This window comes from Marinobacter sp. 1-3A, from assembly GCF_016597775.1.
Taxonomy (GTDB): domain Bacteria; phylum Pseudomonadota; class Gammaproteobacteria; order Pseudomonadales; family Oleiphilaceae; genus Marinobacter; species Marinobacter xiaoshiensis.
Map to the genome: position 1 here is coordinate 1 of NZ_VCGZ01000008.1, position 23703 is coordinate 23703.

The 23703-nt window shown below is 53.1% G+C and carries 20 protein-coding genes and 1 tRNA gene; 16 read left to right on the forward strand and 5 right to left on the reverse strand.

The features are described from left to right. Positions 1–687: 687 nt before the first annotated feature. Positions 688–861, reverse strand: coding sequence for a hypothetical protein (locus FE848_RS12950; RefSeq protein WP_200203678.1), 174 nt, complete (start codon positions 859–861; stop codon positions 688–690). Positions 862–1430: 569 nt separating this feature from the next. Between FE848_RS12950 and FE848_RS12955 the strand changes: the two genes are divergently transcribed. The 4 genes from FE848_RS12955 to FE848_RS12970 all read left to right on the forward strand — a co-directional run bounded on the left by FE848_RS12955 (position 1431) and on the right by FE848_RS12970 (position 5159). Further along, on the forward strand, positions 1431–2579 hold the full coding sequence (locus tag FE848_RS12955) for an inovirus-type Gp2 protein (protein WP_200203688.1): 1149 nt from the start codon (positions 1431–1433) through the stop codon (positions 2577–2579). 374 nt (positions 2580–2953) lie between these two features. After that, complete coding sequence (locus tag FE848_RS12960; protein ID WP_200203696.1) at positions 2954–3454, forward strand: nicotinamide-nucleotide amidohydrolase family protein; 501 nt, start codon at positions 2954–2956, stop codon at positions 3452–3454. Positions 3455–3618: 164 nt separating this feature from the next. Next, positions 3619–4668 carry a recombinase RecA gene (recA, locus tag FE848_RS12965; RefSeq protein ID WP_200203705.1) on the forward strand — a complete coding sequence of 350 codons (1050 nt, stop codon included), beginning with the start codon at positions 3619–3621 and terminating at the stop codon, positions 4666–4668. 20 nt (positions 4669–4688) lie between these two features. Further along, positions 4689–5159 (forward strand): flavodoxin family protein, encoded by a 471-nt coding sequence (locus FE848_RS12970; protein WP_200203707.1) that lies wholly within the window; start codon positions 4689–4691, stop codon positions 5157–5159. A gap of 6 nt (positions 5160–5165) precedes the next feature. Here FE848_RS12970 and FE848_RS12975 read toward each other — a convergent pair whose 3' ends face one another. Beyond that, positions 5166–5540: a PilZ domain-containing protein gene (locus FE848_RS12975; protein WP_200203709.1), complete on the reverse strand. Its 375-nt coding sequence runs from the start codon at positions 5538–5540 to the stop codon at positions 5166–5168. Between the two features lie 249 nt (positions 5541–5789). Between FE848_RS12975 and FE848_RS12980 the strand changes: the two genes are divergently transcribed. Genes FE848_RS12980 through FE848_RS12990 form a run of 3 tightly spaced genes read left to right on the forward strand, consistent with a single transcriptional unit; the run spans position 5790 to position 10491 of the window. Next, entirely contained in the window at positions 5790–8198 is a 2409-nt protein-coding gene (locus tag FE848_RS12980; protein ID WP_200204074.1) for a Lon protease family protein, read from the forward strand. Between the two features lie 39 nt (positions 8199–8237). Continuing rightward, the gene (gene fixJ, locus FE848_RS12985) at positions 8238–8864 is read left to right on the forward strand and encodes a response regulator FixJ (RefSeq protein ID WP_200203712.1); all 627 of its coding nucleotides are present in this window, start codon (positions 8238–8240) and stop codon (positions 8862–8864) included. A gap of 46 nt (positions 8865–8910) precedes the next feature. Then, a complete protein-coding gene (locus FE848_RS12990) occupies positions 8911–10491 on the forward strand; it encodes a response regulator (RefSeq protein WP_200203714.1) in 1581 nt (526 codons plus the stop codon). Here FE848_RS12990 and FE848_RS12995 read toward each other — a convergent pair. Then, complete coding sequence (locus FE848_RS12995) at positions 10488–11363, reverse strand: MaoC family dehydratase (RefSeq protein ID WP_200203716.1); 876 nt, start codon at positions 11361–11363, stop codon at positions 10488–10490. The genes FE848_RS12990 and FE848_RS12995 overlap by 4 nt on opposite strands. A gap of 310 nt (positions 11364–11673) precedes the next feature. Between FE848_RS12995 and FE848_RS13000 the strand changes: the two genes are divergently transcribed. Beyond that, the gene (locus FE848_RS13000; RefSeq protein ID WP_200203718.1) at positions 11674–12705 is read left to right on the forward strand and encodes an AraC family transcriptional regulator; all 1032 of its coding nucleotides are present in this window, start codon (positions 11674–11676) and stop codon (positions 12703–12705) included. A gap of 144 nt (positions 12706–12849) precedes the next feature. Next, positions 12850–12926: transfer RNA gene (locus FE848_RS13005), tRNA-Asp, on the forward strand. Between the two features lie 91 nt (positions 12927–13017). Here the strand turns inward: FE848_RS13005 and FE848_RS13010 are convergent. Next, entirely contained in the window at positions 13018–13893 is an 876-nt protein-coding gene (locus tag FE848_RS13010) for a LysR substrate-binding domain-containing protein (RefSeq protein WP_200203720.1), read from the reverse strand. A 194-nt stretch (positions 13894–14087) separates the two neighbouring features. Between FE848_RS13010 and FE848_RS13015 the strand changes: the two genes are divergently transcribed. Both FE848_RS13015 and fghA read left to right on the forward strand, forming a co-directional pair. Continuing rightward, positions 14088–15215, forward strand: coding sequence for an S-(hydroxymethyl)glutathione dehydrogenase/class III alcohol dehydrogenase (locus FE848_RS13015; protein ID WP_227714795.1), 1128 nt, complete (start codon positions 14088–14090; stop codon positions 15213–15215). A gap of 53 nt (positions 15216–15268) precedes the next feature. Then, entirely contained in the window at positions 15269–16108 is an 840-nt protein-coding gene (fghA, locus tag FE848_RS13020; RefSeq protein ID WP_200203722.1) for an S-formylglutathione hydrolase, read from the forward strand. A 2-nt stretch (positions 16109–16110) separates the two neighbouring features. On the opposite strand, the gene FE848_RS13025 is transcribed toward fghA, so the two are convergent. Then, positions 16111–17160 (reverse strand): AraC family transcriptional regulator, encoded by a 1050-nt coding sequence (locus FE848_RS13025; protein ID WP_200203725.1) that lies wholly within the window; start codon positions 17158–17160, stop codon positions 16111–16113. Between the two features lie 146 nt (positions 17161–17306). Between FE848_RS13025 and FE848_RS13030 the strand changes: the two genes are divergently transcribed. From FE848_RS13030 to FE848_RS13050, 5 genes are all read left to right on the forward strand, one after another. Further along, positions 17307–19376 carry an NADPH-dependent 2,4-dienoyl-CoA reductase gene (locus FE848_RS13030; protein ID WP_200203727.1) on the forward strand — a complete coding sequence of 690 codons (2070 nt, stop codon included), beginning with the start codon at positions 17307–17309 and terminating at the stop codon, positions 19374–19376. 93 nt (positions 19377–19469) lie between these two features. Further along, the gene (locus FE848_RS13035; protein WP_200203729.1) at positions 19470–20720 is read left to right on the forward strand and encodes a DNA repair protein; all 1251 of its coding nucleotides are present in this window, start codon (positions 19470–19472) and stop codon (positions 20718–20720) included. A 131-nt stretch (positions 20721–20851) separates the two neighbouring features. Beyond that, on the forward strand, positions 20852–21736 hold the full coding sequence (locus FE848_RS13040) for an NAD(+) kinase (protein ID WP_200203731.1): 885 nt from the start codon (positions 20852–20854) through the stop codon (positions 21734–21736). Between the two features lie 2 nt (positions 21737–21738). Then, positions 21739–22758: a metallophosphoesterase gene (locus FE848_RS13045; RefSeq protein WP_200203735.1), complete on the forward strand. Its 1020-nt coding sequence runs from the start codon at positions 21739–21741 to the stop codon at positions 22756–22758. Between the two features lie 50 nt (positions 22759–22808). Continuing rightward, positions 22809–23672 (forward strand): rhomboid family intramembrane serine protease, encoded by an 864-nt coding sequence (locus tag FE848_RS13050; RefSeq protein ID WP_200203744.1) that lies wholly within the window; start codon positions 22809–22811, stop codon positions 23670–23672. The last annotated feature ends 31 nt before the right edge of the window (positions 23673–23703 follow it).

Here is a 23703-nt window from a genome sequence, read left to right on the forward strand (position 1 = left end):
GCCCCCCCCCCCCCCCCCCCCCCCCCCCCCCCCCCCCCCCCCCCCCCCCCCCCCCCCCCCCCCCCCCCCCCCCCCCCCCCCCCCCCCCCCCCCCCCCCCCCCCCCCCCCCCCCCCCCCCCCCCCCCCCCCCCCCCCCCCCCCCCCCCCCCCCGGCGGACAGGCCCTGTTCAGCTTGGCCGATTGCTCGATATTAATCGGCCAAGCTGATAAAACCGCGTGCAATTTTGCTAATATTTGCAAAATTGCACGTCAATTAACCTCCGCCAGGTTAAAAATGGCTTTTTTGACGAGAAGCCCAGAGGCGTAATGAAGCCTCATTCGGAGCCTGCGGCATCCGCCAAAACTTCAACTATTCCTCGAATGTGCTTCTCAGCAATCCGAGCTCCTCGGCTCTTTGTCCCTGAGTGATTTTGCGTAATTTGCCGAGAGCTTTAGCGTCTCGAATCAATCGAAGTTTGAGCTCATAACGTTCCATGGCGATCCGTCGGGGATCGTCCTTCCTGTTGTTTCGTCGGAGAGGCTGCTTCGGGTTTGCCACGCACTTTTCAGGGCAACGGACGGGGTCTTGCGGAAGGTTATCCTGTGGAGGTTTCTGAAACGTTTGGTATGGTGTGTCGAGCACAGGTAAGCGGGCTCATCATAAGGCTTCTGATGGAATAACACGGACTGCCGGAACGGGCAGGCCGCTATGCCCGCAGTGAGGGATGGCTCGGCGTTTGGTGGTGCAGACCCGATTCAGGCGGGTTTTCCCGTGGCTGCGGGATGGTGCCATACTCTAGGCCCATCAAGCGTCGTTTGCCGGGATCAAAGCCCCACTTCTCCGTAGGGCCAGGCCACGCAGATTTTCGAGGGCGACTCATTCGAGGCCCCTTCGATAGTGCCGGTTTACGGCTGGTCTTAAAGGTGCGTCAGTCGGTCAAAGATGACACCATCCAACGTGTTGTAACCGACGGAGGCCATGTGTATCACTGATCGGTGGGCAGTTGACTGATGATCATACTCGAGCGAATGACGTGAAGTAAGTCCACGGCACAATGGAGTGACCAGTTAGGAATTAATTACATTAACTTTTTAACAGTTCTGCCCATTTAATGTGCCATTAAGCTTTGAGGGTGCCGTTAAATGTCGCGGAAGTCATTAAATGAGCAGGTCGAACCCTTTTAGGTTCCTATGTTATTAACTGATAGCAATCATCACATGAATAGATAGATATAGATGCAGTGGTGTCAGCAGATGTAGGGAGGACAATGGGCTCACACAGTGAAAGCCCAAAACAAAGCAATGATCAACAAGAGGCGGTAATGAGAGGTGATTCCCAAAAGAATCACCCCGACAGTTAAGTAAGGCAATACTGATGGTAGCGTAAACTTTTACCTGCCAGGTAATGGTATGAGCACAACGCTCACCCCATCTAACCTGGAGACTTACAATGGACCCATGCGCTTACCACGATACCCTGACTGACGACGAGATGTTGGACTGGTTAGGCGGATTGCACGGCGGTGCAATCATTTCCAATGCCCTCGGTCAGCCAATTACGATGCCTTCAGATCACTACTGGCGCAAGGATCTGATTTGGGTAGACCAGCAGCTAAAAACTATGTCCAATGGAAGGCAGGTTCTTGATCACCAGCGACTCATTCAGCCAGAGGCCTTCGGCGCTGAGAGAGTTGTATTGGCACCTGATCCGTTGTTAGAGATGTTGACCACGCTTTTCACCGTATTAGTGACCATGTTTCATGAGACGAACATTGGTCAATATTATCGACCTAGTCCCTACGCCACACGCTTCTTGTGGGCTTTTGGCCAGTGTGCGTACCTGAACGAGGTGGGGTTCAGTCAACCACCAGCGCTGAGCCGTGAGGCTGCAGAACAGGTAATCACGGATCTCAATCAACGCCTTGCCGCCTGGTATCAGAGCCAGCAGCAGCCGGACTTCACCTACGAATGTAATCGTAACCGGCGTAACAGCGCCAACAACTACAAGCGCCTGTGTGAGTTGATGGAGGCCCTCTTTGTTTGCCATAGCCGTTTGCAGGTTGTTCGAGTGGACATAGGCTACACTGAATTCGACAGCCCTTACATCGACTACGAGACGGCCCGCTACCATCGAGAGCAACTTTGCTACGCCTTTAACACCCACTCTCTGTTCAACCATCTATTAGGTTACGCCTGGAAGCTGGAATGGCAACCGAAAAAAGGCTTTCATTACCACCTCATTTTCTTCTTCGACGGTCATCAATGCCAGAAGGACATTACCCAGGCTCGTCTTATTGGTGAGATGTGGGCGAAAGCAATTACCGGGGGGCAAGGGCTTTACTACAACTGCAATCTTGATGCCGAGCGGCGCTATTGCTACAACGCCATGGGCCGCATCGACTACCATGATTTCGAAAAGCAGCGAGGGTTATACAAGCTGGCTAAGTACCTGACTAAGATCGACGAGTACGCCGCCATGTTGGTCGAAGGCAGAACTTTTCAGACTAGCCGCAAACCGGAACGTTACGATGGGCCAAGGCGCGGGCGGCCCCGTCTATACCAGAGCACCCACTTGACTCCCAGAAGTGCAGGCTTTTGAATTGACATTAGGGCAACTCGCTTCAAGTGGACGCTGGCCCGAAGGGTTCAACAGATGTAAGGGTGATGCATAAACTGGCCTGGCTAATTGTTCGTGATCAACCGAAAATCATGAGCAAAGGTTTGAAGTGGCCGGCAAGTTGGTCCAGGGAAGTCCATCGCAGTCTCAAGGTAAAGTATAACGTTAAGTGTAGCTATCCACTTCCAGTCTAAGAAAATTCATATAAAACAGTGATAACACACCGATGCATCATGGGTGTGTGCTGGGGTTTGGTGTTCTGAGCTGCTGACATGAACAAGTCCGGATAATCTTACTTTGGATGAAGCCACGGATTGTAAGAAAATTATGCCCGTGATGAAACGAGGGAGCACATTATGCCTGCCAGTGACCACGAACTCGAACAAGCTGGAGATCAATTAGCCGCAAAGTTGCTACAGCTGGGTTCCACGGTAGTGACTGCCGAGAGTTGCACCGGTGGCTGGGTTGCCAAGGTGCTGACAGATAAACCGGGATCTTCCGCCTATGTGGTGGGCGGCTTGGTCACCTACAGCAATGAAGCCAAGCAATCGTTGTTAGGCGTTACCGATGCCTCTTTGGGCAATCATGGTGCTGTTAGCGAACCGGTGGTGCGTGAGATGGTTGCAGGCGCACTTGCAGCCACCGGTGCGAATGTAGCGGTTGCCATTAGCGGGGTAGCCGGGCCAGGTGGGGGCAGTGAAGAAAAACCGGTAGGAACGGTTTGGTTTGCCTGGGGCGCCAGCATTGAGAGCACCGAAGCGGTTGTGCAGCACTTCAGAGGCGATCGCGATCAGGTGCGACGGCAGGCGGTTCTCTTTGCCCTGCAGGGAGTTAGCGGGTTTTTGAAGCAAACCTGAATGCTTTCACAATAACAGGGGTTGGCCTCTCTCTCGGGGTATGTTTTAATACTGTTCAAATATACAGGGAATTCGCTGTTACCACTGTACGGCTTCCCGATTAATCATACCTCCACCGGCTTGACTATCTTGCCGTTGGCCAAGGCAACAGAGGGTTTGCACTGATGGAAGACAACCGCAAAAAAGCATTAAGCGCAGCGCTGGGCCAGATTGAGCGCCAGTTTGGTAAAGGCGCAGTGATGAAAATGGGCGACCAGCCCCGCGAAGCCATTCCTGCGGTCTCCACCGGATCTCTTGGGCTGGACGTTGCCCTGGGTATAGGCGGACTGCCTTACGGCCGAATTGTTGAAATTTACGGCCCTGAAAGCTCTGGTAAAACAACTCTGACCCTCCAGGTTATTGCCGAAGCTCAGAAAGCCGGTAAAACCTGTGCCTTCATCGATGCTGAGCACGCGCTGGATCCCATCTACGCTGAGAAGTTGGGCGTTAACGTAGACGACCTTCTGGTTTCCCAGCCAGATACCGGTGAGCAGGCTCTTGAAATTGCCGACATGCTGGTACGCTCCAATGCGGTAGACGTCATCATTGTTGACTCTGTAGCGGCGCTGACTCCAAAGGCTGAAATTGAAGGTGAGATGGGCGATAGCCACGTCGGCTTGCAGGCCCGCCTCATGTCTCAGGCTCTGCGCAAGCTCACGGGCAATGTGAAACACGCCAACTGCTTGCTGGTTTTCATTAACCAGATCCGTATGAAGATCGGCGTAATGTTCGGCAGCCCTGAAACCACCACCGGTGGTAACGCGCTTAAATTCTACTCATCAGTACGTTTGGATATTCGTCGCATCGGTGCAGTAAAAGATGGCGACGAGGTTGTTGGCAACGAAACCCGCGTTAAAGTTGTGAAGAACAAGGTTGCTCCTCCATTCCGTCAGGCTGAGTTCCAGATTCTTTATGGCAAGGGTATTTATCACATGGCCGAAGTGCTCGATATGGGCGTTAAGGAAGGCTTTGTGGACAAGTCCGGCGCTTGGTATGCCTATAACGGCGATAAGATTGGCCAAGGTAAGGCCAATGCTTGCAAGTTCCTTGAAGAGAATCTGGAAATAGCAAAGGAAATTGAAGCCAAGGTGCGTGAAAGGCTGATGCCCAAGCCGGCATCCAAGAAAGATGCCGCTGCAGAAGCGCCTGTTGAAGCAGCAGGTGAGTTGCTTTAAGTCAGTATGGGAGGTGCTTTGTGGAACCTATAAAGAAATTGCTTATTGTTTCTCATGCGCCTTCTCCGAATACCCTCACCCTGCGCGATGCGGTCGCGCAGGGTGCAGGGCACGAAGATATCGAAAATGTTGAAGTAACCGTGCTGGCGCCCCTGGATGCTGGCCCGGATGATGTTCTTGCCTGTGATGCCATTATCCTCGGCACCACTGAAAATCTCGGCTACATGAGCGGCGCGCTGAAGGATTTCTTCGACCGCAGCTACTACCCCTGCCTGGAGAAAACCCAAGGTCTTCCATTTGCATTTTATATCCGGGCTGGCCATGACGGCACAGGAACGCGGCGCGCGATTGAAAGCATCACCACCGGGTTACGCTGGAAACTAATCCAGGAACCACTGATGTGCCGCGGAGAGTATCAGGATGAGTTCGAAGAGCAATGTCGGGAGTTAGGGATGTACGTTGCAGCCAGCCTGGATGCCGGGTTGGCCTGAGAAGTGTTAGCTGGCGAGGCGGTTGTAGAAGCCTTCGATGCGTGACAAAGCGTTGTCTACCGCTCTGGAATAGCCTTTTTTGTTAAGGTAATAGCTGAATTGAACACTTACCCGGTAGCCGGCCTGGAAAGGGCGGCATTCTACAACGCGGGCGCACACCTTTGATTCGCTGATGTACTTCCCTTCAAAGTCCATAAACAGGCGAGTACCAGGATCCAGCGGGCGTGGGCAGAGCAAGGCCATGCCGTAACGGTTCAGGTCGAGACAGGTGGCCTGGAAAGAAGGTTTGCTATTCTTGAAAAAACCGCGCTGACGAACTTGTACCTTAAGGCACGAAGCAGAATAGCGATCCTTGAGCCGGCGATCTTCGGAATCACTCATCGTAAACTGGCACCCATTGCTTATTATTATGTTGTTATAGCCGACTATAAGACTAAAGGCTGAGAGTCGGCTTGTGAAGTGTAGTGTTCGATGAAAGACGAGGGCAATGAGGAGATTGTGAAGCGTGACTTGCATCACAAAATCTTCCGCCTTTAAGCGTTTGTCACAATTCTTGCCCTCGAGCGCGACAGACAGGTTCACAGAACCTACAATGACCGGCCAATGAGTCAACCGTTACAGGACCCAACCTTGAAGTCACTGCCTCTGCATCAGCTTTACAAAGCCTGTGTTCTGAAAGATCTACCGTTCAAGTCGACCAGACAGCTGGAGCCGCTCGCGGAAATTGTGGGCCAGAATCGGGCCCAGGAAGCCGTGCGGTTTGCGCTTGCCATGCCCCATGGTGGCTATAACGTGTATGCCGTAGGGCGTAACGGCCTGGGTAAGCGCACGATGATGCTGCGTTATCTTGAGCACCACCTGGATACTGAGCAGCAAAGTCACGACTGGTGTTATGTCGCAGATTTTGAGGAGCCGCGGATTCCCAAGCTGCTGCAGTTGCCTGCGGGTAAGGGCGTGCTGTTGAAACAGGACATGGAAAAGCTCATGAGCCGGCTGGTGAAGGTCATTCCACAGACCTTCGATAGCGACAGCTTTCTGGAACGTTCAGAACAGCTCAAAGAAGAGTATGGCAAAAAGCAGGAAGATGAGCTCGAGAAGGTCGCTGCCCAGGCCCGCCGCAAGAAGGTCAGCCTGACCATCACCACGCCAGGTGGTTACCGTTTGGTGGCAATGAATGGTGATAAGCCGCATACCGCAGAGACGTTCAAGGCGCTAACGGATGCACAGCGCGACAAGTTCGAAGATTCAATCAACAAACTTGAGAAAAAGCTCCGGCAAGCACTTCGGAAATTGGCGGATTGGGAGCAGGAATATGCCGATGAACAACAGGCCCTGAACAAGGAAACGCTGGAAGGGATATCTGGCCACCAGATTGATGCATTGATTGAGAGCTACAAAAACCTGCCGGATGTAGTGGCTTACTTCGAGGCGGTACGCAAAGACCTGGTTGAGAATCTGGAGATTTTTCTCGACGACAACGAAGAGCAAGCAGCTATTGCCTATGCGTCGCTGGATAAAAAGATGCCCCGGCGCTATCTCGTTAATGTGGTGGTGCACCAGAAGACCAACGAAGTGCCAATGGTGGTGGAAGACAACCCCACTTATCACAACCTTTTTGGATACGTTGAGAACGTTACCTATAAAGGCACGGTATTTACCGATTTCTCCCTGATTCGGGCCGGCAGCCTGCACCGGGCCAATGGTGGTTATCTGTTGATGGATGCCATAAAGGTGCTTGAGCAGCCCTTCGTATGGGACGGCATCAAGCGGGCTTTGCGCTCGAAGTGCATTCAGATCAACTCTCTTGAGCGAGAGTTGACGCTCTCAGGCACCATCTCCATTGAGCCGCAGGCCGTGCCGCTGGATGTGAAGCTTGTGCTGTTCGGAGATCGTGAAACCTGGATGCTGCTGCAGGATTACGATCCCGAGTTTGCAGAGTTGTTCCGGGTGACTGCGGACTTCGAGAACGAAATGTACCGCTCCGAAGAAAGCCAGGTTATGTATGCAAAGTTTATTGCCAGCGTTGTCAAAGAAAAAAACCTGCTGCACTGCACCAATAAAGCTGTGGCAAGGGTCATCGAGCACAGCGCGCGTATGGCAGAACACCAGGACAGGCTTTCATTGCATGCTGCCAATATAGCCAACCTGCTGCGGGAATCGGACTTTTGGGCTCGCCAGGCGAATGCCAAGATGATTCAGGATGTTCATGTGGAAAGAGCGCTTGAGAGTGCGAAATACCGCAGTAGCCGTATCCGTGACCAGCTTTACGATTCAATTCGTGACGGCTCCACGTTTGTATCAACCCAAGGCTCGGTTGTGGGCCAGGTTAATGCGCTGTCTGTGCTCTCCACGGGAGGGTTCGAGTTTGGCTTGTCCAACCGCGTAACGGCCACCTGCTATTATGGGGATGGCGGGATTATGGATATCGAACGGGATGTGAAGTTAGGTGGCAATATTCATTCCAAGGGTGTGATGATTTTGAGTTCGTGGCTAGCCTCACACTTTGCGGTGATGGACCCCATGCACCTGTCTGCGAGCCTGACTTTTGAGCAGAACTACGGCGAGGTAGATGGTGATAGCGCCTCGCTGGCAGAGCTCTGTGCCCTGATATCTTCGCTTTCTGGCGTTCCGGTGCGACAAGACCTGGCCATTACAGGTTCCGTTAACCAGTTTGGCGAGGTGCAGCCGATTGGCGGCGTTAATGAAAAAGTTGAAGGCTTCTTTGCTACCTGTCAGCTCAAGGGTGGGCTTACAGGCACCCAGGGCGCCATTATTCCGGCCAACAACGTTCAGAACTTAATGCTGGACAGCGAAGTGGTTCAGGCTGTCCGGGAAAACCGGTTTGCGGTTTACTCAGTTTCAAATGTCGAGGAAGCGGTGACCTTGTTGTTGGGTAAGCCGGCGGGCAAGGCCGACAGTAAAGGCAACTATCCGAAACAGAGCGTTTTTGGCATTATCCAGCAACGGCTTGAGAAAATGCGTGAGCACGAACGCCAGGAACACGCCCGGGACGATCAGAAAGATCCGTCAATTCATTGACCGGTCGCCATAATAAAACAGACAGGAGAGAACACACCCATGACTGACATTCAGCAAACTGTATACGTGGTAGAGGACGACGAAGCCGTTCGTGACTCGCTGGAACTGTTACTGAAAACCGATGGCAAGTCGGTTAAAACCTATGAGAACGCGGCAGTGTTTCTCAAGGATTATTCCGAAAAAATGGCTGGCTGCATCGTGCTGGATATCCGTATGCCGGGCATGGATGGTATGGAGTTGCAGAAAAAGTTAAATGAAAAGCATTCTATTCTCCCAATCATTTTTGTGACCGGACACGGCGATGTCCCTATGGCTGTTGATGCCATGAAAGAAGGCGCCGTGGACTTTATCCAGAAGCCTTATCGCGAAGAAGCGTTGCTAGAGAAGATCGAAGCGGCGCTGGAACAGGATCTGGAACAGCGTAAAACACTGGGAGAGAAGCAGGAAATCATCCGCCGGGTTAAAAGCCTGACGCCTCGCGAACATGAGATTATGGATCGCATGATAGAAGGGCAGGCGAACAAGGTGATCGCTATCGAACTGGAAATCAGCCAGCGCACGGTTGAGATTCATCGCTCGCGGGTGATGCATAAGATGGGGACTCATTCGCTGGCACACCTGGTTCGAATGGTGCTGTCCGTAAAGAACCTTATCGACGAGAGGTGATCTGGCCGGCATCATGCGGTTATCTTTTTGACCGGCCTTTTTTTATATGACTGAAGTTGTCAGCGAAAATTCAGAAGTGACGGTTCTGCTGGTGGATGACAATCCACAGAACCTGAAAGTTCTCTATGAGACACTGAAAGATAAAGGCTATCGGTTGCTGATCGCCAATGAAGGCGAAAAAGCCTTGGATCTTGCCCACCGCCATCAGCCCGAAGTTGTCCTGCTCGACATCATGATGCCCGAAATGGACGGCTATGAGGTATGCGAACGCCTCAAAGCCGATCCTGAGACGGCTGACTGTGCCGTTGTGTTCCTCTCAGCCCTGGATGACCTGCAAGCGAAAGTCAAAGGCTTCGCGTTGGGCGGGGCTGATTATATCTCCAAGCCTTTCCAGTCCCAGGAAGTGATTGCCAGGGTTAAAACCCATGCCCGCGTTATTCGGCTTGAGCGTGAACTTCAGGCGCGAAACAGGGAGCTTCAGAGCGATCAGGCCCGTATCCTCAATTCGATCAGTGAAGGTATCTACGGGCTTGATGAGAAGGGCACGATCGAGTTCGCCAATCCTGCAGCAGGCATCATTATGCGATGCCCTGTTGAAGATCTGATCGGCCGGAATTTTTTCGATACCCACTTCAGTACAGCAGCCCAATGCCCTAGCGGACTCCCGGTTCATGCGACCTGTAGCCAGGGTGTGGCGGAAAATCAGCGCGATATAAGAATGCTGCGTGCCGATGGCACCGGATTTCCGGCTGAATACCGTTCCACGCCAAAGCTTGAAGGAGAAGAGTTGCACGGTGCGGTGGTTGTATTCCGCGATATAACGGTCGAGCTTGATGGCGAGCAGGCGCTGGAAGAGGCGCGAGAGCTGGTACAGGAGCAGCGTGACCAATTGGCGCACATATCCCGGTTGACCACCATGGGAGAGATGGCTGCAGGTGTTGCTCACGAGGTGAATCAGCCACTGACTGCAATTGCCAATTATGCTCGAGTCTCCAAGCGGATGATGTCCGTTGAAAACCCGAATTTGAGTCTGCTGCAGGAAACCCTTGATAAAATTGAGGCGCAATCGCACCGTGCCAGCGAGATAATTCGCAGGATCAGGCGATTTGTTAAAAAACCTGCGACTGGCAAAGAAGTGCTTTCTGTTCCTGCTCTGCTGGAAGACACCCGCGAGTTTGCGGAAGTGGACGCGCGCAACAACGACGGGGCCATTGAGCTACTTGTATCCGAGGATCTGCCGGAGGTGCTGGCTGACCCGATTCAGGTTCAACAAGTTGCGCTGAATTTGATCCGGAACGCGCTCGAAGCGACTCGCAGCCAAGAAGTTGCGTTGCCCGTTGAAGTAAGCGCGCGGCTCACGGACAAGGGCTGTGTTCGGATTGAGGTAAGGGACTATGGTGAGGGGCTTGCAGAAGATGCTGAGGAAAAGCTGTTTCTGCCGTTCTATTCCACCAAAGAAGAAGGCATGGGTATCGGCTTGCCTACTTGCCGCTCCCTGATACAGGCTCAGGGAGGGGAAATAGGGTTCGAGCGACCCGAAGATGGCGGCGCACGATTCTTCTTTACGCTTCCTGTCGCAGCATTACCCTCTTCGGGTGACGATGAGAGTTCCTCTGGCCCAATTTAGAGCCATTCAATGCGCCCACTGAGATGGGGAGCATCACCGCGAGCATTCAGCAGTTGATAGTCCCATGCGGTTTTCCCTTCCCGCCAGTTCAATTGGGCAGTTCCTGGTAAAAATACCGGTTTTTTGAACTGGCAACTTACCTTTACTGGCCCCGAATGCCACCCATCCTGTTGCCCCATAATCGCCAGAGCCTGTGCTTTACTCCACATGCCGTGGGCGATAGCGCGGGGAAAGCCGAAAGCCTTGGCGCTCAGGGCGTGCATATGAATGGGGTTGCTGTCACCGGAGACTTTGGCGTACTGACGCCCGATGGACTCCGCCACATTGATGTCCACCATGTTCGGGTATTGCTCGAGCGGCGGGGGAGTGGCTTTTTCCGCAGACCTGGCGTTTGGATCGGGTTGGCGGAAGAGCATGGTGCTATCGCCTTCCCAGACGACCGTGCCCGCGGAACGAGCGGTGGTGCCTACGTCAAACTCGATTCCTCGGCTGGTACGTTCTTGTCCGCCCAGTTTAACCTCCAGTTCCAGAACCTCTCCTTTTCCAATTGCCCTGTGCTGGGTAATGCTGTTGCGCAGATGCACCAGCCCAAGCAGTGGCAATGGAAAGGCTTTTTCCGTCAGCAGTTTCAAATGCAGTGGAAACGCAAGAATGTGAGGCCAGGTAATGGGTATGTGGTTGCTGGGGCTGAATCCGCATACACGCTCATATTGATTCAGATCATCGCTGGAAGTCTTTGCGTACAGGAGCTTGGCAGAAAGTTCCGGAAGCCTGATGTCGCTTTCAGAACTGACCTTTTTCGGTAATACAGCCTTACCGAACAGTGGGAGTAATGTTGGTGGGGTGTCTCTGTATATAAGTGTGTCTGACATAAGTGGTTCTCTCTGAAGGCAATACGATGATAGCTATGGCACGAAATATTGGTGAAAGTTGTTAAATGCAGGTACCTGATATGCATTGATTCTGGTACAACTGTGCGTCTGTGGCCTGATATGCTCTAATGAAAGACGATAGTCTAAGTAAACGTCTGAGCAAATCGGGCAGTTTCAGGGCTGATGCAGGTATTGATTACAGGCCTGCCGTCAGTCTGGCAAACCCGTGCTGACGACGCATTGACCTGGGGTGTTCCGGCGGGTGTCTGTCGGGCCAAAGTAGTATCCAATCGATACATAGCGGGATTTTATGCAGGAACTACGTGACGCGGGCGTGATGCTGCGCCTTATCTACGAGGCAATGAAAAAGAAGGGTCTGGATACCGATCTTGTTTTCAGCCGGCTTGGCGTGAATGCGGAGTATGTGTACACCGAACAGCTACGCACGCCCCACAGTGCCCAGATGTTTTTCTGGCAGGCGGTAGAAGATGTATCCGGTGATCCTGATATCGGGCTCCACCTTGGGCAGCTGTTACCGGTTTATAAAGGACAGGTTCTCGAGTACCTGTTTTTGAGTAGCCCTACGTTTGGTGAGGGGCTGCGCCGCGCGCAAAACTATCAGCGCTTGTTAAGCGATGCTGCCAATACGGATTTTTTCATCGAAGGTGAGGAGGCCTGCATGGTGCTGGATACTGCCTCTGATGAAGTTCGCCGCCTGCGACATTTTAACGAGTGCTTTGTGCAGGGCCTGCTTACTTTTTTCCGGTCCATCACGGATAACGAATTCCGTCCGTCGCGGGTCGAGTTTGAGCATGACCGTGAAGAAGGGCGCGAGTACGTTGCTGAATTGCTGGGTTGCGATGTGGTGTTTGGTGCAGATGAAAACCGCTTGTACTTCCCCGTGAGTTTGCTTTCTCATCCGTCCCCCCACGCAGAACCGGAACTCCTGGATTTGCATGAGCGCTTTGCCAGTGAGCAGGTTGCCCGGCTGGAGAAGAAGGATATTGTCGGGCAGGTGGAGCGCATCATTGCTGAATTACTGGATAGCGGTGAGGTAACACTGGATTCAGTAGCTACCCGGTTGGACATCAAGCCTCGCACGCTGCGCACCCGGCTTACTGAAGCAGAAACCAGCTTTAACCAGGTGCTGGCTGATTTCCGATACCGCTTGGCCCGGCAACTATTGGCGACAACAGACGAGTCGATTGATGAGATTGTCTATCTCACCGGGTTTTCCGAGCCGAGTACCTTCTATCGTGCGTTCAAACGCTGGTCAGGCATGACTCCCATTGAGTATCGGAAAACAGCTCAGGGCAAGGATGCGATGGTCGATGCGATGTAATATGCGGGGATTTATAGATTATTTTCGTAAAAGGCGTTGACTTAATCGGGCACCTCTTTATAATGCGCTCTCGTTGTCACCGAGCAATCTCTTGAAGGTTGCAATGCTTTGAAAGTATTTGGAAAGTAATCGGTTATAACACGTGGAGCGGTAGTTCAGTTGGTTAGAATACCGGCCTGTCACGCCGGGGGTCGCGGGTTCGAGTCCCGTCCGCTCCGCCACTATTTTAAAAAGCCGTTAGCTGCATAGCAGTTAACGGCTTTTTTCGTTTAAGTCTTCCTCATTGCATTGCATCTGCCGCTGGAAAGGCAGTCACTTCGCCTGCAGTGCTTCGCTCAAATAGTCCAACAGCATTCGAACCTTTGGTGATAAATGACGATTGTGTGGATAAATGGCCCAGATGCCATCGTCAGCTTCCTGGTAGGGTTCTAGCAGGCTAGTCAGCTTGCCGGAAGCCAGAGAAGGTTGAACGTAGTAATCCGGCAGTTGCACAATGCCGATGCCTTTCAAGGCAGCATCCAGCAGGGCCCAGCCGCTGTCACACATGATGTTGCCTTTGATTCGGACATTTTGTGGTTTTCCCATCACCTGAAATCGCCAGTAATCCAGGTTTCCCTGAAGGCAGTTATGCTTGTCCAGTTCCGAAAGAGAATGTGGGGTTCCGTGGGCAGACAGATAGGCGGGTGAGGCACATACATGCAGGGTTCTCGATGACAGTCGTTTTGCCATCATGCTGGAATCTTCGAGTTTACCCAGTCGTATTGCCAGGTCGTAACCACCCGCAACCAAATCCAGTTTCTGATTGGTCAGATTCAGCTGTACTTGAAGCTCCGGGTATCGCAGCACGAAGTTGTTAACCAGTGGAGCGATGTTTTTTTCGCCAAATGTCACAGGGGCTGTCAGCCTTAACTGACCTTTAGGCACCATCTGCAAATTGGTCATGGTGCGCTCCGCCTCTTCGAGGCCATCGAGCACTTGCCGGCATTGCTGATAGTAGATCTGTCCGGCTTCGGTCACCGAAACCCTGCGGGTGGTGCGGTAAAACAGCTTGGTTGATAGGCGGGCTTCCAGGGCACTGACCTGCCGGCTAACTTGAGCGGTTGAGATGCCCAGCGCCTTCGCTGCTGCAGTAAAGCTCTCTTCCTCCGCCACTGCCACAAACTCACTTACCCCTTCCCAAATATGCATGGTCTGCTTCCCGTGCTGTCGTTTGAGCTCCTCTGGAAAGAGCTGGTTTTTCGGATTTGCTCTTCCCAATTGTTACTCACTGGTAAAGGTGAGTTTATATAATATGGGATTATCAACCAGGGCGATAGACTATAGTATGTTCTTCATGGTGGCAGAAACCTCTGCCAGAGCTGGAACATAGATCGGAGAGCCACATGACTAAAACAATCAAATCCAAAGCCGCTATCGCCTGGGGCCCGAAACAGCCACTGTCTATCGAAGAAGTGGATGTTATGCCGCCGCAGGCCGGTGAAGTGCGAATTCGCGTTATCGCCAGTGGTGTGTGCCATACCGATGCATTTACCTTGTCTGGCGAAGATCCCGAAGGCATCTTCCCGGCTATTCTGGGTCATGAGGGTGGCGGTATTGTCGAATCTATCGGCGAAGGCGTAACCAGCGTTCAGGTGGGTGATCACGTAATCCCGCTTTATACCCCTGAGTGTGGCGAGTGCAAGTTCTGCACTTCTGGTAAAACCAACCTGTGCCAGAAAATACGTGAAACTCAGGGCAAGGGTTTGATGCCAGATGGCACCACCCGTTTTTCCCTCAATGGTGAGCCGATCTACCACTACATGGGTTGCTCAACCTTTTCTGAATACACTGTACTGCCTGAGATTGCGTTGGCGAAGGTCAACAAAGAAGCACCGCTTGAAGAAGTCTGCTTGCTCGGTTGCGGTGTGACCACCGGCATGGGTGCGGTGATGAATACCGCTAAAGTAGAAGAGGGTGCCACCGTGGCTATCTTCGGTATGGGTGGCATTGGTCTGTCGGCTGTTATCGGTGCCACCATGGCGAAAGCCAGCCGCATCATTGCCATCGATATTAACGAGAGCAAGTTTGAACTGGCCCGTCAGCTCGGCGCGACCGACTGTATTAACCCTAAGGATTACGACAAGCCGATTCAGGAAGTCATTGTTGAGCTGACCGATGGCGGGGTCGACTATTCCTTCGAGTGTATTGGTAATGTGGATGTGATGCGCTCGGCTCTTGAGTGCTGTCACAAAGGATGGGGCGAATCAGTGGTCATCGGTGTTGCCGGGGCCGGTCAGGAAATCTCCACTCGTCCATTCCAGCTGGTTACCGGTCGGGTTTGGAGAGGGTCTGCATTCGGTGGCGTAAAAGGGCGTTCTGAGTTGCCCGGTATTGTTGAACGGTATATGAAGGGTGAGTTCAAGCTTAGCGATTTCATCACTCACACCATGGGTCTGGAAAAGATCAATGAAGCCTTCGATTTGATGCATGAAGGTAAGAGTATTCGTACCGTTATTCACTTTGACAAATAACGAGGAGGGTCGCCTGAGCATGGCACGGGCGACCATTTATCAGGGAGATTGCAATGAATATTGAAAATCTTAGTCGAAACAAAAGTTTCGGTGGCTGGCACAAGCAGTACAGTCACCATTCAGAAACGCTGAATTGCGATATGCGTTTCGCTATTTATCTACCGCCACAGGCTGCCAACGGCAACAAGGTTCCAGCTCTGTACTGGTTGTCTGGCTTAACCTGCACCGATGAAAACTTCATGCAGAAAGCAGCGGCTCACCAAATGGCCGCTGAATTGGGCGTTGCTATCATCGCGCCTGACACCAGTCCTCGCGGCGATGATGTGGCAGATGACGAAGCCTACGATTTGGGTAAAGGGGCAGGGTTCTATGTAAACGCCACTCAGGCACCCTGGAACCGGCACTACCGCATGTACGATTATGTGCTGAACGAATTGCCGAATCTCATCGAGTCTGTTTTCCCGGTGAGTGATAAGCGGTCAATTTTTGGTCATTCTATGGGTGGTCACGGTGCACTGGTGCTGGCGATGCGCAATCCTGAGCGTTACCAGTCCGTATCGGCCTTTAGCCCGATCAGTAATCCGATAGATTGCCCGTGGGGAAAAAAGGCATTCACAGCCTACCTGGGCGAAGATACTGCCAGCTGGGCCGAATATGATTCCAGCCTGCTGATGAAAAAGGCCACGCAGTTCGTGCCTGCACTGGTAGATCAGGGTGAGGCAGATAACTTCCTGGTCGAGCAACTGAAGCCGGAAGCGCTGGAAGCTGCGGCAAAGGAAAGTGGCTATCCGCTGACTCTGAATCGCCACGAAGGCTATGATCACAGCTATTACTTCATTGCCAGCTTTATTGGAGAGCACTTGCACTTCCACGCTAAGCATCTGAACAAGTAATACTAATCCCCGCGGAACTGTTTCCTGTGTTCCCCCGGGCTTATTTCAAACCAGCGGCGGTAGGCTTTGTGCAATGCCGCTGGGTTGGAAAAGCCCAGTAACCAGGCAATTTCTGACAGTGATGTTTCAGTTTCCCGAATATAGTCTCGCGCCAAATGCTTTCTGGTTTCGTCCATAAGTTCTCTGAACCCTGTGTTTTCAGAGGCAAGTTGTCGTTGTAGTGTCCATGGTGTAACTCCCAACTTCGAGGCAATGGTCTCAAGGCTTGGTGTTTCTCCTCTAAACAGAGGTGTTAGTAAACTCTTTACCCTGTCTCCCGTTGTCCATCCTCGCTGAATGTCCCGCAGTTCCGCTTCACACATTAGTAGCAGCTTCTCGTGCATGGCCGGATGCGCCTGCAGGGTTGTCTGGCTCCATATATCTTGCCGCACCGTTATGCCGTTTGAGTCTGCCCCAAACTGAACCGGGCAACGAAACCAGGATTCATAGAGTTCATCCAGGCCGGTGGATGGGTATTCTATGCAGACTTTCTCCAGCACATCCCATTGCCCGCTCACAGTTCGCAGAAACTGAGTCCAGGCGCTTAGTACTGAGTCAACAACGAAATAATTAAATGCGTTGTAGGGCTGAATGGAATAAAACTGAATGAGCCGTTTTTCGGGATCTGCGGTGGGTGTTCCACGGCTATTCCGGCTGGTCAGCAGGGAATAGCGGATAAGTGTGTGTATAGCTTTGCCGGAAGTATTGGTGCATTCAGCTGTAAGGCCCGGCAATCCCATATCTACAGGCCTGGTCAATGCGCCCATGCGCAACCCCAGTGCGGGGTTGCCGCAGGCTTGAATTGCTGCATGCCCAAGCCTCATAAAGCGGGGAATGCTGATTCGAGCCTCAGGAGACGTGAGAGTTTGTGCGTTCAGTTGAAAGTGGCGAGCAAGTTCCTGCGAGTTTACGCCTTCGGCTTCAGCAGCCCGGAGCAATACCGAAATGTGGAGCACGCTGATATCGCCGAGCGGGTTGCGGTCCGGGAAGTGCTGAGGAGTGGTCGGATTCATGTGGATTCGCCACGAGCTGTTACCTGGGGATAGTATAATGTTATTCAGGGATATTGTTGAACGCAAGCCGCATGGGTACTTTAGAGTTCATCAAGAAAGAGCAGGGCGATTAAGACCCTGCCGTGATCAATTTGAGGAGACCAGTTATGACGACCAACACAGCACCAGGCCTTGCCAAGTATCCGAACCTGCTTGCACCGCTGGATTTGGGTTTTACTACGCTGCGCAACCGCACGTTGATGGGATCCATGCACACTGGCCTGGAAGAGGCTAAAAACGGTTTCGAGCGTTTGGCTGAGTTCTATGCTGAGCGGGCTCGCGGTGGCGTTGGCCTTATTGTAACTGGCGGTATAGCTCCCAACCCGGAAGGCGCTGTCTTCCAGGGCGCCGCCAAAATGACCAATGACGATGAAGTGGAAAAGCACAAGGTTATCACCAGTGCCGTACACAAAGCGGACGGTAAAATCTGCATGCAGATTCTTCATGCCGGTCGTTACGCTTATTCCCCTGCGTTGGTTGCCCCTTCTGCTATTCAGGCTCCGATCAACCCGTTCAAGCCCAAAGAGCTTGATGAAGCCGGTATCGAGAAGCAGATTGAGGATTACGCGGTATGTGCCGAGCTTGCGCAAAAAGCGGGCTACGACGGTGTTGAGGTTATGGGTTCTGAAGGCTACTTCATCAACCAGTTTATTGTTGCTCACACCAACCACCGCACCGACCAGTGGGGTGGCAGCTATGAAAACCGCATTCGCCTGCCCATCGAAATTGTGCGCCGTGTGCGTGAGCGTGTTGGAGAAAACTTCATTCTGGTTTACCGCCTTTCCATGCTCGATCTGATTGAAGATGGCAGCACATGGGAAGAAGTCGTTCAGTTGGCCAAGGCAATCGAAAAAGCCGGTGCTACGATCATTAATACCGGTATTGGCTGGCATGAAGCCCGAGTTCCTACCATCGCGACCTCTGTCCCCCGGGGAGCGTTTACCAAGGTTACTGCGCGGCTTAAGGGCGAAGTCAGTATTCCTTTGGTTACCACAAACCGCATCAACATGCCGGATGTTGCCGAAAATATTCTGGCAGAAGGCGATGCAGACATGGTGTCTATGGCACGCCCCTTCCTGGCGGATGCCGACCTTGTACTGAAAGCTGCTGAAGACCGTGCCGAAGAAATCAACACGTGTATTGGCTGTAACCAGGCATGTCTGGATCATACCTTCAGCGGCAAGTTGACTTCGTGCCTGGTGAACCCTCGCGCCTGTCACGAAACGGAACTGACATACGTAAAGACTGCCTCGCCGAAGTCGATTGCCGTAGTCGGCGCTGGGCCGGCCGGGATGGCATTTGCATCGGTAGCAGCAGAGCGCGGACATAAGGTGACCCTGTTTGACGCTGGCAAAGAGGTTGGTGGCCAGTTCAACGTGGCGAAGCTGATTCCAGGTAAAGAAGAGTTCTATGAAACCCTGCGCTACTTCCGTGTGATGTTGGAAAAGCACGGTGTTGATGTGCGGCTGGAAACCCGCGTGAGTGTTGACGACCTGAAAGCCGGTAATTTTGATGAGGTTGTGCTGGCAACGGGCGTTGAGCCGCGTACCCCGGATATTGAAGGTGTTGATCATCCGAAAGTCATTGGCTATCTGGATGCTCTGCTTGAGCGTAAGCCGGTGGGTCAGAAAGTTGCAGTTATTGGTGCTGGCGGTATCGGCTTTGACGTATCTGAATTTATCGTGCACAAGGGCACCTCAGCCGCACTGGATACTGACCACTTCATGCGCGAGTGGGGGGTGGATCTGACAGTGGAACATCGTGGTGGTGTTCAGGGTATGAAGGCTGAAGTTCCCGAGCCTGCCCGCGAAGTTTTCCTGCTGCAGCGTAAGGCGTCCAAAGTGGGTAAGAACCTGGGTAAAACCACCGGATGGATTCACAGAACGTCCCTCAAAAACCGTAAGGTTCAGATGGTGCCGGGTGTGGCTTACCGCAAGATTGATGACGAAGGCCTGCACATCACAGTCACCGCGAAGGGTGCAGAGCAGGGTGAAGACCGGGTGTTGCCGGTAGATACCATCATTTTGTGTGCCGGCCAGGAGCCGTTGCGTGAACTGCAAGGTGGGCTTGAAGCGGCAGGGCTGCCAGTGCACCTGATCGGCGGATCAGATGTTGCGGCAGAACTGGATGCCAAACGTGCGATTGATCAGGGTAGCCGACTGGCCTCTCAGATCTGATCACAAAACATTGCAGTTTTTACCTTTGCATCGGAAACTCTCTGAGTAGACTTTTAGTCTGTCAGAGAGTTTTTCGATTTTGGGGAGTCTGTAATGGTATCTGCCCGCCAGGCAACGGATGATTATTCGGCGGTTTTCTTTATAGAGGGCAACGAGGTGGCTCGGCAGATGCGGGCCAGCGAGTTTGGCGCTTTTCTGGACGGCTATGTAGGGCTATCAGACCTTGCTGAAACGGATGTGAAAGCCGTTCTTGTGGAGGTTGGCGGCGACCTTCTCGTGCGTTCGCTTGTGTTTTTCCGCATCTGGTTTGATGAGGAAGGCAGAGCTGACAGCAGCTGGAATGTGCCTATTGAAGAGCTTGCGCGCAAAGGTGCAAAAGGTCCGAATATGGGAGGCGGCGCGATTCGCCTGGTCTGTCGCAGCCTTTGCCCGGACCCCCAATATGCCTCTGAGTTATGGGACCCGGATATGACGCCGGGTAACAACCATTTCCAACTAATTCGAAAAGCGGTCAAAGCCAACGCGCTTAAATTCCGCCTTGTTGAGCCCGAAGAAGAAAATATCCCTGTCCTGCGTGCCGGGGAGCAGGATTCTGCTTTGGACGATGAATCCCGCACCGGTGCTGATCGTGCGCGCCTTGCCCAACTGATCCGTGAACAACGCTTGCGTATTAAAACACTGCAAAGCGTACACCGCGACATGCTGACTGAGGTGCAGCGAGAGCATCGGCTGGAAATCAGAGCGCTAAGTAATGAAATTGGTGATCTGGAGCAGAAGTGCGAGCGCCAAAGCCTGAACAACGAACAACTGAAACAACGCCTGGCGGAACGGAATCAGCAATACCTCACCATGCAGGAGCAAATGGCTTCTGGTGGAGCCGTCAAAGAACGCGGTGATGCCAATGTGACGGCAGAACTGGTTTTGCTCCGGGAGCAGTTGGATCGTAAACAGCGGGAGCTGGAACATCGGGATGAAAAGCTGGTTGCCCTGGAGCAGGAAGTGCACGAGCTCCGGCACCGGGAACCCATGGAAAACACCGTATTGAGGCACCTCAAGACCGAGTTGGTTTTTCTGGTGGCCTACCACCCCGGTGTCGGCCACCTGACCCTGCCTTATGATCAAATTGAAACCTACTTTAGCAATCCCACTGCCTATGCGGCGGAACGTTGTGGCATGAACGAGCCTGCATACCTTCAGTGGCTTGCACACTACGAGAATCCAGTGTGCCAGCATGGCTCCGGGAGCGATGCTCCCTGTGGCGAGCCGCTGTTGCGAGTGAGTCAGCCCGCGGAGTTCCGGCCTGGAGTCGACGACCGCTGCGAGAACCATCAACCCGAAAAATGAGCGGCCTTTGGAGGCACGCCCCAGAACTATTTTCAGTATCGGGGTGACTTTCGTTAGACTGTAGGTCAGATTGATATGGGCGTCAGCAGGATGGTCTGCTTTCGCCATGTTCCGACACCACAGGAAGCTTCATGGATCAATTCAGAAACATAGGCGTTATCGGCCGGATGGGCAGCGTTAAAGTGGTTGAATCACTGCGCCAGCTTAAACAGTATCTGGTCGCCAACCATTACCACGTTATCCTTGAGGAAGACACGGCCAGCATGTTGCCCGGTCACGGTTTGCAGGTTGCCAGCAAAAAGCTTCTTGGCGAAATCTGTGATCTGGTTATTGTGGTCGGGGGCGATGGAAGCTTATTGGGCGCAGCCCGAGAACTGGCTAAATCCAAGATTCCCCTGCTGGGTGTGAATCGCGGGCGCTTGGGCTTCTTGACGGATATTTCCCCCGTTGACCTGGAAGAGCGTCTGGGTAAGGTGCTTGAAGGAGAGTACATTGAGGAAACCCGGTTTCTTCTCGATGGTAACGTAGAGCGTAATGGCCAGCCACTGGGGTTTGGTACGGCGCTGAACGATGTCGTCCTGCACCCGGGTAAGTCTACCCGTATGATTGGTTTTGATTTGTATATTGATGGCCACTTCGTATACAGCCAGCGGTCGGATGGCCTGATTGTGTCCACCCCCACAGGTTCTACAGCCTATTCGCTCTCAGCCGGTGGGCCGATTATGCATCCGAAACTGGATGCCATCGTGCTGGTGCCCATGTTTCCCCACACCCTCAGTAGCCGCCCGATTGTGGTAGATGGCAAGAGTGAAATAAAACTGGTGATCGGGGAAACCAACGAAACTTATCCGCAAATCAGTTTTGATGGCCAGATGAATATTGCCTGCGCGCCGGGCGACATCATCCGCATCGCCAAAAAGCCTTTCAAAATTCGGCTGATTCACCCTACTGACCATAATTTCTATGCCACCTGCCGCGACAAGCTTGGCTGGGCAAGTGAAATAGCAGCGAGTTGATCATGGCTGGACCCAAGCATACTGCAAGTCGTGGTTACGACATCATCGGCGATATTCACGGCTGCGCGAATACGCTCGCGATGTTGCTCGAACAGATGGGATACAGCAAGGTAAACGGCGTATATCAGCACCGCCGGCGGCAAGCTGTGTTCATTGGCGATATTATCGATCGTGGCCCGAGAATTCGTGAAGCGCTGCACCTGGTAAGGAACATGGTTGAACGGGGATCTGCGCGTATTGTGATGGGAAACCATGAGTACAACGCTCTGGGCTACTGTACACGGGCGCGAGCTGGCAGCGGTAAAACCTGGCTGCGGGAACATAACCCGCGGCACGACCGCTTGATCCGGGAAACCCTGGAGCAGTTTGAAGCCTACCCTCATGAATGGAATGACTTCCTCGAATGGTTTTACACCATCCCCTTGTTTATCGAGGAAGACGATTTTCGTGCGGTTCACGCCTGCTGGGATGATGAACTCATTCAAAAGTTCAAACAGGTTCAAGGCGGCGCCTGCATCGATGAAGATTTCCTGCATGCATCTGCGGCAATCGACTCGTTTGCCGGGCAGGTTATGGATACCCTGTTGCGGGGGACAGATTTACGCCTGCCGCAAGGCATGAAAATAACCGGGCGGGATGGTTACGTTCGAGAGTTTTTCCGCACCAAATTCTGGGCCGACAATCCTCGCACCTACGCTGATGTGGTCTTCCAGCCAGACCCTTTGCCGCCAGAAGTGGCCGGCCGGGTTCTCAGTGAGGACGAGCGCAAGCAACTGATCAGTTACCCACTGGATGCGCCGCCGGTGTTCGTCGGCCATTACTGGATGGATAGTGAACCTGCACCGCTGAAACCCAACGTGGCCTGCATTGATTTCAGTGCCGTGAAATACGGCAGGTTGGTGGCGTACCGAATGGACGGCGAGCGCGAACTTTCCCCTGACAAGTTTGTTTGGGTGAATGTGGCTCGGGACCATAAGGATTCCCCGGATTATCCCACCAGTGAAGACAGCGTCGCCCGCTAGCGCGGCGGCACGAGTTGTCAGTCTGGATACCCCGCGAGGCAAGGTAGATTGTGTACCGAGTAAAGCAGCTAGATGCCAGTGTAGATCTTGGCGGGTTCAGCCAGTGGCTGAGAAGCCAGGGGGTTCCCCACAGAATCAGTGAAGAGGGTGGTTTCCAGGTGTTGTGGCTGGAGCATTCCGAACATGCTGGGCCAGTTCTGGAGGCTTTGGAGCGATTTCTGGCCGAACCCGGGATTCGTCAGGCAGTTGAGCGTCAGAACCATTCGCCTGTGTTTGTGGCAGGGCGGTGGCAGCCGTCTCCCCGTCATGCGCCTCTAGTGCTCGGTATCATCGCGCTGGGCGTGTTGATGGCCTGGCTCACCAATCTGGGCAGCAACGAGCTCACAGCGAGCCTGTTGATCGTAGACCCCCGAGCCTACGACTGGGGCACTATGGCGGAGCGCCTGGAAGCAGTGTTAGCTACGCTTGCCAGTGGTCAGATATGGCGGCTGTTCACTCCTGATTTCCTGCACTTCAGCTGGACCCACATTATTTTCAATTCTGTGATGCTGTGGTTTCTGGGAAGCCAGGTGGAGTGGTTTGATGGCCGTGGTCGGCTGGCTGTGCTTTTTGTCGTTACCAGTTTGTTGTCCAACGGGTTGCAGTACGTGGTGTCGGGACCATTTTTCGGCGGCCTTTCCGGGGTCGTGTATGGCGTCCTGGGCTACTGCTGGCTCAGCCAGAGAGCCTTGGCAAGATTCCAGTTTCCGCCTGCCCTGGTAACCTTTGCTGTGGTGTGGATGGTCATAGGGTTTACTCCTTTACCGGAGATGCTGGGCTTGGGCCGCATGGCAAACGAAGCACATTTGGGCGGGTTTGTTGCGGGCTTGGCGATAGCTGCCATTCTTCCGGCCCGTAACAAACAGAAAGCATAAAAAAACCCCACCAGAGGTGAGGTATGAAAGA